The following is a 14,510-nucleotide window of genomic DNA, read 5'->3' on the forward strand; positions in this document are numbered from 1 at the left end:
ATTTTCGGGATAGAAAAGGCTTGGGGTAGTGAAAAAGATTTGGGGTGGTAATAGAAATGGGTAATACTGTTGCGGTCAAGCTCAACCTGACTCTGCAGAAGTATGCTCCGGCTGGGGAGGGGAGTGCCTTTGCGCTGGAACTGGACTTTCCCTGCGCCGTGGCGGATGTACTAAGTCGTTTGGGTATCCCGGAGCAGGAACCCGTGCTCGTTACCCTGAACGGTCGCCAGGTCTTAGCTGATGCTTCTGTGCAAGCTGGAGACAGTATCAAAATTTTTCCGCTCTTAGCAGGGGGGTAAAAGTTTTATTCACAAAAATGTGGCATGAGAACTTTTGGCAATTATTTGCTGGGGTTGGCATGATATAATGATCATAGTATTTGACAGATTAGTAGAGCTAATGTTAAAATACTAAAATGTGGTGGCTCTCTGCCGCAACCGCTCGCAACAGGCTTCAAACTGACTGAATTAAATTTTTTTGATTGAGTCGGCCTGGGGAGGCGAGTCTAGGATTTGGGAGGTGTTAGAATGTACGCAGTGATTGAAACGGGTGGCAAACAATACCGGGTGCAAGAGGGCGATGTGCTCAAGGTCGAAAAGCTCGAGGCCAATGTGGGGGATACGGTAACAATTGACCGTGTTCTTTTGGTAGCGCAAGACGGAGCAGTGAAGGTCGGAAGCCCTTTGGTAGACGGTGCTAAGGCCATGCTCAAAGTGGTAGAGCACGGTAAAGGGGAGAAGATTATTGTCTTCAAGTACAAACCGAAAAAGAACTACCGCCGTAAGCAAGGGCATCGCCAACCCTATACAAAAGTCCGTGTTGAAGCGCTCCAAGCGTAAACAGGATCAAGGTATCAGCCTGACTTTGTGGCTTGATGATCAAGACAGGGTGCATCAGTTTGAGCTTAGCGGGCATGCCGGATATGGCGTTTATGGCGAGGACATTGTCTGCGCCGCTGTCTCCGCTTTAAGTATAGCTGCCGTTAACGGGTTGGAGCATTTTTTGTCTCATCCTCCGCAGGTGGAGGAAAAGGACGGGTATTTAACCTGTCCCCTGCCTGAACTGAGTGAACTGGAACTGGATCAGGCCCAGTGGATTTTACAGACCATGAGTATGGCTGCCCAAGAAATTCAGCGAACTTACGGTGAACAACATTTAACGATAGAGCGGAGGAGGTGGACTCCATGCTAAAAATGAATCTGCAGCTTTTCGCCCATAAAAAAGGGGTGGGAAGTTCCCGCAACGGCCGTGACAGCCAGGCTCAACGATTAGGGGTTAAACGGGGAGACGGTCAGTTCGTCACTGCCGGCAACATCATCGTACGCCAGCGCGGCACCAAGTTTCATGCAGGCAAAAACTGCGGGCTTGGCAAAGATGACACCTTATTTGCCACGATTGACGGCTATGTTAAGTTTGAACGCAAAGACCGAAACCGCAAACAAGTGAGCATCTATGCTGAGCGCCCAGTAGCGCAAGCTCAATAAGACATCACCCCTGGGTTGATCCCAGGGGTTTTTACATAATTGGACTGTGAAAGGGAAATGGATATGCCTGAAGTGGATAAACTATTAATCGCAGAGCTATTAGAAGCTTACAGGCTGCAGCGCCACGATTTTCTCAATCACTGGCAGGTGGCTTCCGGCTATCTACAGATGAACCGTGGTGAAAAAGCTTTGCACTATATACGCTCTATTTTGCCGGGACTTGAAGCAGAACAAAAAGCAGGCCAGATTCCGGAAAAAGATGTTTCGGCCTGCGTCCTGCGGCTGATCGTACAGTTGCGTAAAGAAGGAATTCCTTTGCGGCTTGAACTGCCCCTCGGCTGGAAAGAACAGGAATTTTGGGACAAACACTGGCGGGAGGAATACCTTCAGGCATTCTTCGGGTACACTAGCGAATGTTTGGAGATAAGTCTGAGCCAACACTCACCGCTAAGCGCTGTCCTAATAATTGAAAGGGCTCCGAATGAAACAGAGAACATCAATGCGACCGGGTCCGGGCTTAATTTTAGGTTTGAGTTATGGGCTGAAGATGAGGGAACTAATCGAACTCACGCGTGGAATATATTCCACGCGAACATCGAACCACGATCTCGGGATAGGAGTAATAGTAATGTTTTATGATCAGGCTAAAGTCTATGTTAAAGGCGGTGACGGCGGTGACGGAGTGGTGGCTTTCCGCCGCGAGAAGTATGTGCCTGAGGGCGGACCGAGCGGCGGGGATGGCGGTCGGGGCGGGAGCATTATCCTGGTAGCTGATGAAGGCTTAAGAACCTTGGTGGATTTCCGCTACAAACGGCACTACAAGGCTGACCGCGGTAAGCATGGAGAAGGAAAGAACATGCATGGCAGAGGGGGGGAAGACCTCACTTTGCGCGTTCCTGCCGGGACTTTGATCAAAGATGCTGAGACGGGGGAAATTCTGGCCGATCTCACGGAAAACGGGCAGAAGGTGGTGGTTGCGCGTGGAGGGCGCGGCGGCCGAGGGAATGCCCGCTTCTTAAGCAACACCAACAAAGCCCCGACCTTGTCGGAAAACGGGGAGCCGGGAGAAGAACGCTGGCTGCTGTTTGAACTCAAGCTCTTGGCCGATGTAGGGTTGGTGGGCTTTCCGAATGTAGGGAAATCAACCTTGATCTCGCAGGTGTCGGCTGCCAAGCCCAAAATAGCCGATTATCACTTTACCACCCTGGTCCCGAATTTAGGAGTGGTGGATTTTGAAGACGGGGAAAGCTTCGTGATCGCAGACATTCCCGGGCTTATCGAAGGGGCGCATACAGGAGCCGGTCTTGGGCATGAATTTTTGCGTCATACCGAACGCACACGCCTGATCGTTCATGTCCTGGATATTTCCGGTTCTGAAAACCGCGATCCGCTTGAAGATTTCCGGATTATCCGGGAAGAATTGCGTCTGTACAGTACTTATCTCGCTGAACGCCCGATGCTCGTTGCTGCGAATAAGATGGACATACCTGGTGGCGAGGAAAACTTGGAGCGCCTGCGCTCACAGCTTAAAGATTCATACGAGATTTTCCCGGTCTCGGCAGCTACCGGGGAAGGGCTGCAACAGTTAATGTTCCGCGCTAAAGAGATTCTGCCTAATCTTCCTGTGCCGAAGATAGTAGAAAGTGACAGCCGGCACCGGGTGACCAAGGCAGAACCGCAGGAACGTTTCAGCCTTGGCAGGGAAGAAGGAGTTTACGTTCTCAGCGGCAAAGAGCTGGAGAAACACGTTGTTATGACCCATTTTGAAAGTGAAGAAGGCCTGTACCGCTTCCAGAACATCCTCAAGGCGATGGGAGTGGACGATGCTTTACGGGCAGAGGGAATCAGGGAAGGGGATTTAGTCCGGATCGGGGAGTTGGAGTTTCAGTGGCAGGATTGACATAACGGACGAAATCGAGGTGATCTTAGGGTGAAGCGCAAGGCCGCGTGGGGAGTGGCAGGAATGCTCGCCCTTGCCGCGCTCGTGTGGGGAATGTGGTATTTTTATGGCAAGCTTGAAGGCCCTGTACAAGTCAGAGTTGTAGTTGTTAAACCTGCTTCCCTGCAGGAGTCGGTACATACCACCGGGACAGTGAAACCGGAAAAGACGCAAGAGTTAAGGACTTTAAGTCCTGCCAGGGTCGTTAAAGTTGCGGTCAAAACAGGGGACGGTGTGCAGGCAGGGGCGACTGCAATCGAACTTGACCCTACTTTGGCTAATGCCCAGATAGCTCAGGCCCAAGCTGCTGTTGATGCAGCGAAAGCTAACCGCAATCTCGCTCAGGCTAATTTGGATGCGCTCAAGACCGGCAGCGGAGGCACGGGGGATTTTCAGGTTGCTGCTGTGCCCCAGCCCAGCGTAGCATCCGTTAAACAGGCTGAAACGGCTGTGGTCCAGGCGGATGCTGCCCTCAAACAGACTCAGGAAAGCTTAAAAGCAGCCCAGGCTCAGCGCTCTCAGCTTAGCTTAAAAACCGCTTTTGCCGGGACAGTGCTTGAAGTTAACGCCCAGGAGGGGAATTTGGCCCCCGTGCAAGCACCCCTGGCGGTAATAGCCGACCTTAGTCAACTAAATATTGAACTTAACCTTAATGAGGTGGATGCGGCTCGGGTTCAAAGCGGACAAAAGGCCCAAATCAGCGGCAGGCTGATCAACAAAAACCCTCTTCAAGGCACGGTCGCAGACATAGCGCCTCAGGCTGTGATTGCCCCTGGGCTTCAGACAAACCTTGCCCCCGCGGTCAAGGTTAAAGTTGTGCCTGATCAGGCACTTTCTGCACTTAAGCCGGGCTTTAGCGTCGATGTGGATATCTTGGTGGCAGCCAAAGAGGGGGTCTTGGTTATCCCTCAGGAGGCTCTGTTTCAAGAACAGAACAAGAGTTTTGTCTACCGGCTGGAGGCAGGGAAAGTCCGGAAGACAGAAGTAAGTCTGGGAATTGCGGATGATACGAACCAGGAAATTGTGAGCGGGCTTAAAGAGGGAGATGTAATTGTACTAAACCCGACTGACCATTTTTATGAAGGAATGCCGGCTCAGGCTCAAACGGGAAGTGAGGGTGGATGAACCTTGTTGAAGGATTAAGGGGGGCAGTGCGCAGTCTTAGGATAAATAAGATGAGGGCCGCCCTCACCATGCTTGGAATCGTGATTGGGATCGCTGCGGTTATCGCCGTGGTCAACATCGGCCTAGGCGGGAAAGCAGCGATTATGCAGGAAATGGAGAAAACCGGGGTCAATCTGTTTGTGCTCTATGTTAAGGGTGTGGGAGCGGGAGGACCAACGCAGAGCGATCGGTTCAACGCCAGGGATGTTGAGAGCCTGCGCCGTTCTTTACCTCAGCTAAAATATCTGGTACCGGCTAGTATAGAATACGCCCAATTGGACGTCAGCCAGAAAAGGCGTTCAGCGGTAGTTGTCGGCACCACACCGGAATTTGCGGATTTGCGGCGGCGGGAAGTTGCCAAAGGCAGGTTTGTTTCCGAGGAGGATGCTACAAGTGCAAGGCGGGTTGTAGTGATAGATCAAAATCTGGCGTCTGATTTGTTTGGGGCCGGTAATCCGCTGGGACAGCAGGTTATTATCCGTAATGTCCCTTGCCGTGTGATCGGGGTGCTTACGAAAGACAAATCTGTGTTTTCCCAGTTTGACGTTGGGCCCCAGAACAGTTTTGCCTACGTGCCCCGGGGTACGTGGACGGACATTTTTCAGACAGAGCGGATCGACCAGCTTGAGGGGGCCACCTATCACGAGGCAGATCTAGAAGGCACTATTGCTGGAGCCAAGCGGATCCTTAATGTGCGCCATGGGGCCACGGACAAGTATGATGCTTTTAATGTGCAGCAGCTGGTACAGGCTGCCAATAAGATTACCCGTATTTTAACCGCTATTATCGGGGTGGTGGCTGGGATCTCTCTTTTAGTAGGAGGGATCGGAATTATGAATATTATGCTGGTCTCGGTTAAAGAACGCACGCGTGAAATCGGGCTGCGCAAGGCTGTGGGAGCGCGGGAAAACGATATTTTAGTACAGTTCCTGCTGGAAGCGGTAGTCCTCTCCTTTATCGGAGGTTTAATTGGGATGGCCTTAGGCGTGGGGAGCGCGTTCTTGGCTTCCCGTATGCTGCAGTGGCCGCCTCTTTTATCCGGCTGGGCCATTGCGCTGGCTGTGACTTTTTCCATTGGGGTAGGACTGTTCTTCGGTTTTTATCCGGCGCGTCAGGCAGCAAAGCTGGAACCGATCGCGGCTTTAAGATATGAATAGCAGCAAGCTTCTGGGCACGAACATACTAAATATGCGTACTTCGAACACACGAACATTAAAGATTCATGTTAGAAATATCGGGGAAAGGAAGATGATATTTGCTTAGTGGCAAACATAAAAGCTATCTTCGTTCGATTGGCAATGAGCTGGAACCTATTCTCATCGTGGGCAAAAACGGCATCACTGACACGGTGCTTGGACAAGCGAGGGAAGCTTTGGAAGCACGGGAACTGATTAAGGGCCGGGTCTTACCCAACTGTGTAAGTGAGTGTGAGGATATTGCCGCGGAGCTGGCAGCGCAGCTAAAGGCTGAGGTTGTACAAGTGATCGGACGCAATTTCATTTTATATAAGCATCGTGATGGGGATAAACGGAAAGCGCAGATCATTCTGCCTGAGTGACATTGACCGGGGTCTTTGGTATACTTGAGCTATTATCATGGCTCAGTTGCAAGGTCTTCGTGTTCAACATGCTTTGTCGATGCCGCAGTATCCGGTATGGAGGTCTGGCATGAACGCAGAAAAAATGACAGCTGGTAAGGTAGATATTATCCGCGGACGTAGCTTAGGGATTATGGGCGGTGCCTTAATATACAACCGATACACTATACAAAGGGGCTTGCTGACAAACTTGCTTTAATGGCGCGAGTTGGAAACGAAAAATTAGTTTATTTTAACGAAAAACAAGAGGTATTTGAGACGAAATACATAAAAGTCGAAGGTCATAATAATAGGTTGCCCGACGGCAACCCTTGACAGAACTTTTTAGCTTTGTGGTTTAAAGGTTTTACAAATGGTGTCATCAGAAGTCTGAGCACTACTGACTTGGTTGTTAACCTCGATACCATCGGCCATGCAATGGTTTTCGCTACCCCAGTAATGGCAGGTATCAACTGTGCATTTCAAATTTGACATTTCCATAAAGATCACCTCAGGCATAATATTTCCAGAAGCACAAGGGTTTATGTAAATGGCAATCGTTCTTTGGGGTTCGTAAAAGATTTTTATAAGTATGCTTTTTTGTTTTTACATGAAGGTTCACAGGTTTCCAAGGAGCATTTTTTGCAGATATCGAGGGCTTTAAGCCCTTTTTCGATTATTTCTTTGGCCTTTTGAAGATCTGTTATTTTATCGTTAATTTTTTTCAATTGGTTTTCGAGCATAGAATAACTGGCATGAATTCTTTGGCTTTTAGTTTCTCGCGGTTGGGAACCTAAAATTAAAGTTTGAATTTCTTCCAACGGTAATCCAAGGTCTTTAAAACGTTTAATAAATAGTATCCGGTTTAAATCATTTTCAGAATAGAACCGAAAGCCACCTGCACTTAATTCAGTTGGGGTTATCAAACCAAGTTCTTCATAGTAGCGAATTGTGCGTACTGTTACCCCGGCCCTTTTTGCCAATTCCCCAATTTTTAATAAGTGCTTTTTTTCCTGGCTCATACCAATCATTCCCATTCGTGCTAATCTTGAATTTATTATAAAATATATTTTAGTATAGCACATCCTTCTCGAATTGATTAGAGTGACGAATAAATGAAATATATTTTGGGTTCGTTTATATTGACGTTAACGTAAGGATAAGGATATAATGAATTTAACGTTGCAATCAGAACGATTTGCACGTGTTGAGAGTACGTTTAAGAGATACGTAAGCCTTAGGTCAAATTTGTTTACTATTTGTTTGAAGTGAGAGGGAGGATTGCCTTGATTCTCGGGATTAGTGCAAGTGCAAGAAAAGATGGAATTACCAGTGCTGCAGTAAATGCAGTTCTTCAGGCGAGTGGGATGGAGTACGAATACGTTTCATTAACAGGTAAAAGAATCAACGGTTGTATCGGATGCACAGGTTGTGCGACAGATAATTTTTGCAAAGTTAAGGATGACTGGAACGAAATCGGGGAAAAGATGATAAAAGCTGAGGCTATTGTATTTGGAGCTCCCAATTACTATGGTACAATCAATGCCCTTGGTCACGCCTGTCTGGAACGGACCTTTTGTTTCCGGCACAGAGATGTATTTAGTTTAAAGGATAAGTTAGGTCTAGTTGTGAGCGTGGAATATAGCAGGGAGACTCAAAACTCCGTTCAGACATTTATTGCCAAGATGATGAAATCAAATAGGATGGAGATAGTTGGTTCGGTTGCCGCACGTGGCTATTCCCAGTGTTACACTTGTGGATATGGGGAAAGCTGTAGTATTGGCAATGTTGTTAAGGACCATGGATTTCTCGACGAGATTAAGAGTGAACATTGTCCTCCCCGTTTTGATGAACAAAAGGACGCAATCGATCAAGCTTATAGGGCAGGCAAACTATTAGGCTCCACACTTAAGAATAAAAAAGAGTAGGCTTGAACCTACTCTTTCCATGTATAAGGCAGTTTCCTAATTTCACCGGGGTTTTGAATATCAACTAAGGCATTCAGGGTAGCTTTAAGTTTTTCCAGATTAGACTTTAGGACAAAACCCTGTTCAAGCAACTCCCGTATACGCGTGATTGGAAAAACGCAGTTAATGTCCCGGTCTGCTTCTGAATGGTCGTAGTGTGTATGGCTAATACGATAATCTTCCAGAGGAGAATCCGCAGGAAGCACTCTGTAGCTTGGATCTCCTTCTTTGGCATTGACATCGAAAGGGTCTTGCTCAGCCAAATGTACCCCCGCCGTAGTTACTAAGGCCAACTGGCACTCGGCTAATGGTTTGTTTAAAGGTTTCCAGGGTATCTCAAGTTTTGAATTATCAACAATCATGGGTTTAACCATTTCTTCAATGGTTCTTTGCTTTAACAAATGATCACTCCAGTACTAAACGTTTTATGCTTGCCCTAGTTGTTCTCCTAATTCAGAACACTTATCCAATGAGTTATCAACCTCGTTAGCAATACATATAACAGCTTCCGCTGCTTTCTGCAGTTTAAAATAAGGCAATATGCTATCAAGATAGACTGCTACATCCTTTGGATCACGGGCACCATTAATTATCACGGCATATTTTTTTCCCGCGAACCGGTCTTTTCCCTCATAGATCCAGCACGATTCGAGAAAGGTTTTTACGGGCCCGGCCAGGCTGCCGAAAGGCTGACCGGATGCCAATACAATTGTGTCAGCAGCCAGCAGATCTTCGGGTTTTGCTTCATTGGCTTTCAATGTGGTACTCTGTCCTCCGGCTTTCTTAATCCCTTCCTCCTGAATTCTATGGAACGAGTATCCTTCCTCTTACATAAATCATACTATGGCATACGCTAAATATAAGGATGGAGGTGGTGCCTTGGATCTTAATAACGAAATCCAAGATGGTCTTAATAAAGCGTCGCATTTTGTGGTTGAAGGCGTGGAACAGATCTTGTCGGGAAATCTCGATGAAACTCACGGCGTATCTGCAAGCCCAGGGGCCACTGCACTTGCAGCTCTTGCTCTGCTTGCAGTCGGAAGAGGATTTGAGAACGCTCAACAGCGAGGAATACAATGGTTGAGGCAGAATCGTCAAGGTGGGTGGGGAAAGTTTCCCGGCGACAAACCGGATGAAGAGATAACGAAGATCGCCGGAATGGTTCTTAATGGGAGTCAAGGAGGGTGGAAAGCTAAGATTCAGCTTTTATCTCAGGCACGGCAATTTTCTTGTATGATTTTATCATTAGGAGAAAGGGCGGTTCCCGGCCTGGAGGGACCAACCCCCGAAGAGATCTTGCTTCCGACTGTTCTCGAAGACAGGGTTTTAGCTAAGTTGCCATTCTATGGCCGACCGGTTGTTGTTGCGGCATCACTTCTTGCCTCAGATTCTCAAGAGGGAATCAGGAAAGGGGTTCAATACCTTCTGGAAACACAGATGCCTGACGGTTCCTGGTCAGAGGATATTATTGCAACCAGTTTGGCTATTCTTGCGATCATGCGTAAGGGTGGCTATCCTGAACGAATGGAAAAAGCAGGGCGGTGGCTGGTTCAGAAGCAGTATCCAAGTGGCGGGTGGCCTGCATTTGACCAACTTAAAATATGGGCCATGGGTTGGGCTGTATGTATCTTCGGAGAAACAACTCAGAGGTTAACAGATATCCCCTGGCTAAATCAAGCGGTAAATTGGTTAAAGCGGGGGCAGAACACAGATGGTAGTTATGGAAGCACCCCTCCGTTTACGCATCCGGATCTAGACGATACGGCGGTTGCTTTGATCGGTTTGCATCAAATCGGGGAGGAGAATCATTTAGGAGTTAACCTCCTAAAGCAGTTACAAAATACCGACGGAAGCTGGGGAACATTTTCCAGTTTTCAAGGTACACCTCCCCAGATTTCTTCGGAGTTCCCGGTATATATTCCGAGTGTTGACGTAAGTATTCATGTTCTAGAGGCATTATGGCGACGTTCACGTTCACAAGATGAACGAATTTGGCGTGGGTTAAATTGGATTTTATCTCAGCAGGATGCTCAAGGTGCATTCCCAGCATCTTGGTTTGAAGGGCCAGTTTATAGTACAGCACAGGCACTAGAATTATTCAATAAGTGGAAGTTAAGTTGGGAACGATGGAATACCGCACGCCACATTCTAGGGGCAAGAAAAAAAGGTCTGGAATTTCTTATAAAAGTACAGAATGATGACGGGGGATGGGGTTCAGTTGTCGAGACCAGTTTGTCCCTTTCCGGGTTATTGCGATATGCGAGAGTTGTTCCAAGAGATGTCTTGGATAGAGGAATAAGAAATCTCCTTAGAGCCCAGAATAGCAATGGTTCATTCGATCCTTCTTACCGAGGAATCTACGCAAAGGGATGGAATTATGAAGAACCGCTAACAACAGCACTGACAGCCATTCGTGCATTACAAAGATATCGACAATTTTACAAGGCATCATTTCTTAGGTATTACGAGGGACACACCTCTTTCTAGTGGAATATATTGCCACCAAGGAGGTGTTAATTGATGTTATTTCGACCTGGTCATATCGGTGCCATGCCTGAAGTGGGAGGAGCTGATCCAGCAGGGGAGGGATTTTTGAATTCGTCTCGCCCAATACCGATGGGAATGCAAAAATTCTTAGCTAAAAAAGGAATCACTTCTTCAGATCAACTCTTCGATTTAATGAAATTTGCTCCTAGAATCCGCTTTAGAAGGTCTCGTTAATAAAAAAGGGAGGTGACCCAAAATTACTATTGAGTCACCTCCTGTGTTTTTTCAACTAACGTTTGGACATTTTTTCCCGAACTAGAGTTAGGCTTTACCATTATAAAACCTTTTTATACCTCGTTCCCTACTACTACTTATAGCGCCAGATCTTTTCCCTCAAAAACTTTAGTCGCTAAGGCCAACAGAATAGCAGCTCCGGAAGTTAATCCAATAATTGCCCCAAAAGGATTTTTCGTACCTTCTAAAACTTCTTGTGGTTTAAACAAATGAAAAAGGGATAAATACCGGGCCCAGGAGAGTTTATCTGTAAGACCTCCTATGACGTCCAGTGCGTAGAAAGCAAAGGTCAAACCATAAGCATAAGCCAAAGCTCGTTCTTCTTCGGCAAACCAAGCAGAAAACAAGAGACTGTAACCGCCAATCACTGAGAGAAAGGCAAATCCAAGTACACCTAATCGCAGGTATTGCCGGTGATTGAGCTCGATTCCAAACAGGAAGGCACCAGAAGAAAGACCTGCGAGCGTAGCTGCTATTAATATACTATTGGAGCTTACAAGCACTGCCGCTTGGGTGATTAGAATATCTGCTCTGGATACCGGAGTAGACAGGGGAAATGCTAAAGATCCATCATCCACCAACTCTGCTAATAAAGCATTCGCCATTTTGATGCCATAAATGGCCATTAGCGAAGTCCAAATCCGCGCAAAAAATTGAGCAGATATGAATGCTTCAAATGTATCTACCCGGGCTTGCGAGGAAACCCCAAAGACCGTTTTGACTGCAGAGGGGAAAGCTTCCGCGATCTCCGTCACCGCCGGGTTTTCAGCGATGACCGGATAAACCCCGGTTAAGAGCCATTCATAGAGAATTATTCCAGAAGAGAGTTTGAGTAACTTTTTACGATGTTGTTTAAACATTGCCCTAAAAAACGCGCGGTTCAGAAGCTTTCTGTAGCTTCGCAAACTTTTTGCAAAAAATTCTCACGAGTTTTGCAAAAACCGAATGCATAAAGCTTTGCATAATTACTTATAAAAAGTGCTACTAGAACGCGGAGAGAAGTTGAGCTTCTCCCCGCGTTTTTTAGTTATTTTTGTTGCCTATTCATCCTCTTGGGAGGCTTAAATTTTGTAGGATCCTTACCTGTTAGATAGCCCTCAAGGTAGTCCAACCTTTGGCTATCAATCCGCTTATTTTCTTCTTCGGCGCGCAGCTCGGCGAGATCCTTCGTGAATAAAGCTTTCATGGCTATACCCCTTTCAGCTTAATCAAAGCTAAAGCCAAAACCATCAACCATGATTGCGCCTAGGCTATCATTAGACGATATGGTTATTCTGACATCTAAAGCCCAGTCTACAGCAGTTTTGGCCGCATTAATGAATTGGTGATAATTCTTGGTTAAGTAAGAGTCTGTCACATCTTCCCAAGTCGGCGCAACGTCTAAACCGTTATTGCAAGCCTCAACCAAGATGTCCGCTGGCATTGTACCATCTGAGGCTATGGACTCAATCGCACTGAACACAATCCTTGCGGCTGCAGCCGTTGTGACGATCGGATTCATAAGCTTGAATTGAAGGATGTTGCCAGCTCTGATCTGGCGAGTAGAAGACCAGTTTCCTTGGCTTCCGGTGGTAGCGTCAACCGGTGCTATTCTCCAATAATAGGTTTGCCCTTCGACCAGATCTACCTGGCATGTATAGCGCACCATGCCGCCTTCGTAACTGCTATCGACTCCGGCAATAGTTAGAGGAGCGTAATTCCCGGAGGAGGTTTTTGCTTCCCACCCTGCCGCATCGACACCACTGTCATAAGTTGTGAGATTTTGCGTGAATGCAATATCGGTGGCGAGCTGTAGCTTAAACTTCTGGCCGTCGTTTTCCGGGTCATCCCCAATAATCGCCTCAAAGACCGGCCTCAAGGCGGCCCTGAACGTGTCGGGCGGGGACTGTGGATTGACTGGCCCAGGGGCAGCGTTAACCTTATTAAAGGTGTATGTCCTGACCGTCTGGGAGCCATTGTTATCCGTTGCCGTGATGGTAGCCGTATGAGATCCAAGAGCGAGAGCATTCCACGTTCCAATGTCAATGATTAACTCCAGATCAGTGTTCTGTACAGCTCCGTTTATGGTTCTTAAAGTTGTTGCATCAATTTTTTCGACGACATTGACCGTATTTCCTGCATCCGGGTCACTCACTTGATAGACTATACTGAACGGTGCCGACTTATCCCCGAGGTTAGAATCCGCGCCAGAAATCAGAGGAGCAGAATTCAGATTTGCAAAGCAGGCGCGGAAACCGATGCTGGCGCCGACAACGCCAGTCGTGCTGATGAAAAAGGCCAGGCCCGAGGCGGAGACGCTATAGTAGCCGCCACGGATGAACATAGGGGCGGTAGAGTACGGAAAGTCGGAGCTGGTCGCAACGCTATTCCAGTTAAGCCATCCAGAAGCCGGAGTGTTATCTCCATTGGTTGATGTTTCATTCAACATCATTCCGTCAGAAAGACCTGCAGCAGCCGCATAGTTCGCCGCCTGCGTGTCCCCTGAACCCATTGGCAACACATCCTTATACTTTGCGTCAGCGTTTTTTAAGGCTAAACAATAGGTGTCTAGGTTGGCATTCGCGTTATCAACATAAGAGGCGACATATTGGTATCCGCAACCGACCATATCAAAGACACCTGTTGTATTGCCGGTTGTCGAAGTTTCCCCAGTTGTATCCAGTGATCCAGCAGTATTAACGGTACCGGCTGTAGTGTAACCTGTGTGGTATCCGGTATCTCCGTTAATTTTCACTCTTCCTTGGCCGACTGCATAAGCCAGGATTGACACGGCACCATATTCAAGATTCTTCATCATGTGGGAGTCCACACTGGCCGCCGATGTCGCAAGGCTATTCTTGAGGTTCAAGCAATTAGTGAAGATGTCGTTTACTGTGATTGATCGCCAAGACACCTGGCCGGACTTGGATCCAGGGATGTTTCCATTTGTAGCATCCTGGTAAGCTTGGTACTTCATCGCCCAAAAGCCAGGAAGTTCTGTGGCGCCAAGTGTAAATCCTTTTTGCTTCTTATAACTGCCACCAATATCATCAGTGAGGCCATTGGAAAACTTGACGTGCATAGTCGGGTCAGTAAGAATGATATAGGTGAATCTCGGGATCCAAACCCACAGGTTTCCTTTGGTATCTTTGGCATTGGCCCATTGTTTTGGCGAAACTCCGTTCACGGTGTTTACAGGATCATAGTTATATGTCCACCCGGTTGATCCTTGTATGGAAGAGGGGGCATCCGCAAAGGTTTGTCCCGAGCTTAGGTTCTGTGGTAACCAACCAGGCGGTAAGATCGGAGCATTAGCAACTCCGGATGTCAGTCCCATGAATTTTCCTCCTTTGGGAATATTTTTGAGTGAAAAAAGGGAATAATTTTAAGAATAATTCTCGTACAAAATGCAAAAAGGTTTGTTGTAAAGGGCATCGGTCGCGAACTACTGGATGCCCTTTATCTATTTTGTTTTTACCTCATATGAGGAAGGAATAAGGCTCCTTTGGTCTGGTGGCACTGTATGCCGTCCTTGAACAGCATATTCTCGCATATTTAACCAGAGCAGGCGCGGAAACCGATGCTGGCGTCGACATTGCCAGTCGTGTTGTTGAAATAGG

Annotated in this window: 20 protein-coding genes and 1 other annotated feature; of the genes, 13 read left to right on the forward strand and 7 right to left on the reverse strand. The window is 47.4% G+C overall.

Annotation, left to right across the window (positions count from 1 at the left end):
* Positions 1–56 precede the first annotated feature (56 nt).
* The 10 genes from ACYQ2N_RS13795 to ACYQ2N_RS13840 all read left to right on the forward strand — a co-directional run bounded on the left by ACYQ2N_RS13795 (position 57) and on the right by ACYQ2N_RS13840 (position 6,383).
* Positions 57–299: a MoaD/ThiS family protein gene (locus ACYQ2N_RS13795; protein ID WP_459999826.1), complete on the forward strand. Its 243-nt coding sequence runs from the start codon at positions 57–59 to the stop codon at positions 297–299.
* 126 nt (positions 300–425) lie between these two features.
* Positions 426–517, forward strand: a sequence feature (ribosomal protein L21 leader region).
* 10 nt (positions 518–527) lie between these two features.
* Complete coding sequence (gene rplU / locus ACYQ2N_RS13800; protein ID WP_459999827.1) at positions 528–839, forward strand: 50S ribosomal protein L21; 312 nt, start codon at positions 528–530, stop codon at positions 837–839.
* Complete coding sequence (locus tag ACYQ2N_RS13805) at positions 745–1,191, forward strand: ribosomal-processing cysteine protease Prp (RefSeq protein ID WP_459999828.1); 447 nt, start codon at positions 745–747, stop codon at positions 1,189–1,191. The genes rplU and ACYQ2N_RS13805 overlap by 95 nt, the downstream gene beginning before the upstream one ends.
* On the forward strand, positions 1,185–1,484 hold the full coding sequence (rpmA, locus tag ACYQ2N_RS13810) for a 50S ribosomal protein L27 (RefSeq protein WP_459999829.1): 300 nt from the start codon (positions 1,185–1,187) through the stop codon (positions 1,482–1,484). The genes ACYQ2N_RS13805 and rpmA overlap by 7 nt, the downstream gene beginning before the upstream one ends.
* 39 nt (positions 1,485–1,523) lie before the next feature.
* Entirely contained in the window at positions 1,524–2,123 is a 600-nt protein-coding gene (locus ACYQ2N_RS13815) for a Spo0B domain-containing protein (RefSeq protein WP_459999830.1), read from the forward strand.
* The gene (obgE, locus tag ACYQ2N_RS13820) at positions 2,113–3,384 is read left to right on the forward strand and encodes a GTPase ObgE (RefSeq protein ID WP_459999831.1); all 1,272 of its coding nucleotides are present in this window, start codon (positions 2,113–2,115) and stop codon (positions 3,382–3,384) included. The genes ACYQ2N_RS13815 and obgE overlap by 11 nt, the downstream gene beginning before the upstream one ends.
* A 30-nt stretch (positions 3,385–3,414) precedes the next feature.
* Positions 3,415–4,548 carry an efflux RND transporter periplasmic adaptor subunit gene (locus ACYQ2N_RS13825; RefSeq protein ID WP_459999832.1) on the forward strand — a complete coding sequence of 378 codons (1,134 nt, stop codon included), beginning with the start codon at positions 3,415–3,417 and terminating at the stop codon, positions 4,546–4,548.
* Positions 4,545–5,744, forward strand: coding sequence for an ABC transporter permease (locus tag ACYQ2N_RS13830; RefSeq protein WP_459999833.1), 1,200 nt, complete (start codon positions 4,545–4,547; stop codon positions 5,742–5,744). Before ACYQ2N_RS13825 ends, ACYQ2N_RS13830 begins: the two co-directional genes overlap by 4 nt.
* A 98-nt stretch (positions 5,745–5,842) precedes the next feature.
* The gene (yhbY, locus tag ACYQ2N_RS13835) at positions 5,843–6,145 is read left to right on the forward strand and encodes a ribosome assembly RNA-binding protein YhbY (protein ID WP_459999834.1); all 303 of its coding nucleotides are present in this window, start codon (positions 5,843–5,845) and stop codon (positions 6,143–6,145) included.
* Positions 6,146–6,254: 109 nt separating this feature from the next.
* Complete coding sequence (locus tag ACYQ2N_RS13840; protein ID WP_459999835.1) at positions 6,255–6,383, forward strand: hypothetical protein; 129 nt, start codon at positions 6,255–6,257, stop codon at positions 6,381–6,383.
* 125 nt (positions 6,384–6,508) lie between these two features.
* Here ACYQ2N_RS13840 and ACYQ2N_RS13845 read toward each other — a convergent pair whose 3' ends face one another.
* The gene (locus tag ACYQ2N_RS13845) at positions 6,509–6,682 is read right to left on the reverse strand and encodes a DUF1540 domain-containing protein (RefSeq protein ID WP_459999836.1); all 174 of its coding nucleotides are present in this window, start codon (positions 6,680–6,682) and stop codon (positions 6,509–6,511) included.
* Between the two features lie 65 nt (positions 6,683–6,747).
* Positions 6,748–7,185: a helix-turn-helix domain-containing protein gene (locus tag ACYQ2N_RS13850; protein WP_459999837.1), complete on the reverse strand. Its 438-nt coding sequence runs from the start codon at positions 7,183–7,185 to the stop codon at positions 6,748–6,750.
* Positions 7,186–7,449: 264 nt separating this feature from the next.
* Between ACYQ2N_RS13850 and ACYQ2N_RS13855 the strand changes: the two genes are divergently transcribed.
* Positions 7,450–8,091, forward strand: a complete 642-nt coding sequence (locus ACYQ2N_RS13855; RefSeq protein ID WP_459999838.1) for a flavodoxin family protein — start codon at positions 7,450–7,452, stop codon at positions 8,089–8,091.
* 8 nt (positions 8,092–8,099) lie between these two features.
* Here ACYQ2N_RS13855 and ACYQ2N_RS13860 read toward each other — a convergent pair whose 3' ends face one another.
* Together ACYQ2N_RS13860 and ACYQ2N_RS13865 are read right to left on the reverse strand one after the other, a co-directional pair.
* Positions 8,100–8,531 (reverse strand): glycine/sarcosine/betaine reductase selenoprotein B family protein, encoded by a 432-nt coding sequence (locus tag ACYQ2N_RS13860; RefSeq protein WP_459999839.1) that lies wholly within the window; start codon positions 8,529–8,531, stop codon positions 8,100–8,102.
* Positions 8,532–8,555: 24 nt separating this feature from the next.
* Positions 8,556–8,888: a flavodoxin family protein gene (locus tag ACYQ2N_RS13865; protein WP_459999840.1), complete on the reverse strand. Its 333-nt coding sequence runs from the start codon at positions 8,886–8,888 to the stop codon at positions 8,556–8,558.
* A gap of 85 nt (positions 8,889–8,973) precedes the next feature.
* Here ACYQ2N_RS13865 and ACYQ2N_RS13870 point away from each other — a divergent pair, with 85 nt between their 5' ends.
* Both ACYQ2N_RS13870 and ACYQ2N_RS13875 read left to right on the forward strand, forming a co-directional pair.
* Entirely contained in the window at positions 8,974–10,617 is a 1,644-nt protein-coding gene (locus tag ACYQ2N_RS13870; RefSeq protein WP_459999841.1) for a prenyltransferase/squalene oxidase repeat-containing protein, read from the forward strand.
* Between the two features lie 33 nt (positions 10,618–10,650).
* On the forward strand, positions 10,651–10,851 hold the full coding sequence (locus ACYQ2N_RS13875; RefSeq protein WP_459999842.1) for a hypothetical protein: 201 nt from the start codon (positions 10,651–10,653) through the stop codon (positions 10,849–10,851).
* A gap of 137 nt (positions 10,852–10,988) precedes the next feature.
* On the opposite strand, the gene ACYQ2N_RS13880 is transcribed toward ACYQ2N_RS13875, so the two are convergent.
* From ACYQ2N_RS13880 to ACYQ2N_RS13890, 3 genes are all read right to left on the reverse strand, one after another.
* Positions 10,989–11,795 carry an ABC transporter permease subunit gene (locus tag ACYQ2N_RS13880; protein WP_460000545.1) on the reverse strand — a complete coding sequence of 269 codons (807 nt, stop codon included), beginning with the start codon at positions 11,793–11,795 and terminating at the stop codon, positions 10,989–10,991.
* A 143-nt stretch (positions 11,796–11,938) separates the two neighbouring features.
* Positions 11,939–12,097 (reverse strand): hypothetical protein, encoded by a 159-nt coding sequence (locus tag ACYQ2N_RS13885; protein WP_459999843.1) that lies wholly within the window; start codon positions 12,095–12,097, stop codon positions 11,939–11,941.
* Between the two features lie 18 nt (positions 12,098–12,115).
* The gene (locus ACYQ2N_RS13890; RefSeq protein WP_459999844.1) at positions 12,116–14,227 is read right to left on the reverse strand and encodes a hypothetical protein; all 2,112 of its coding nucleotides are present in this window, start codon (positions 14,225–14,227) and stop codon (positions 12,116–12,118) included.
* Positions 14,228–14,510: the final 283 nt, after the last annotated feature.

Source organism: Paradesulfitobacterium aromaticivorans (assembly GCF_054657415.1).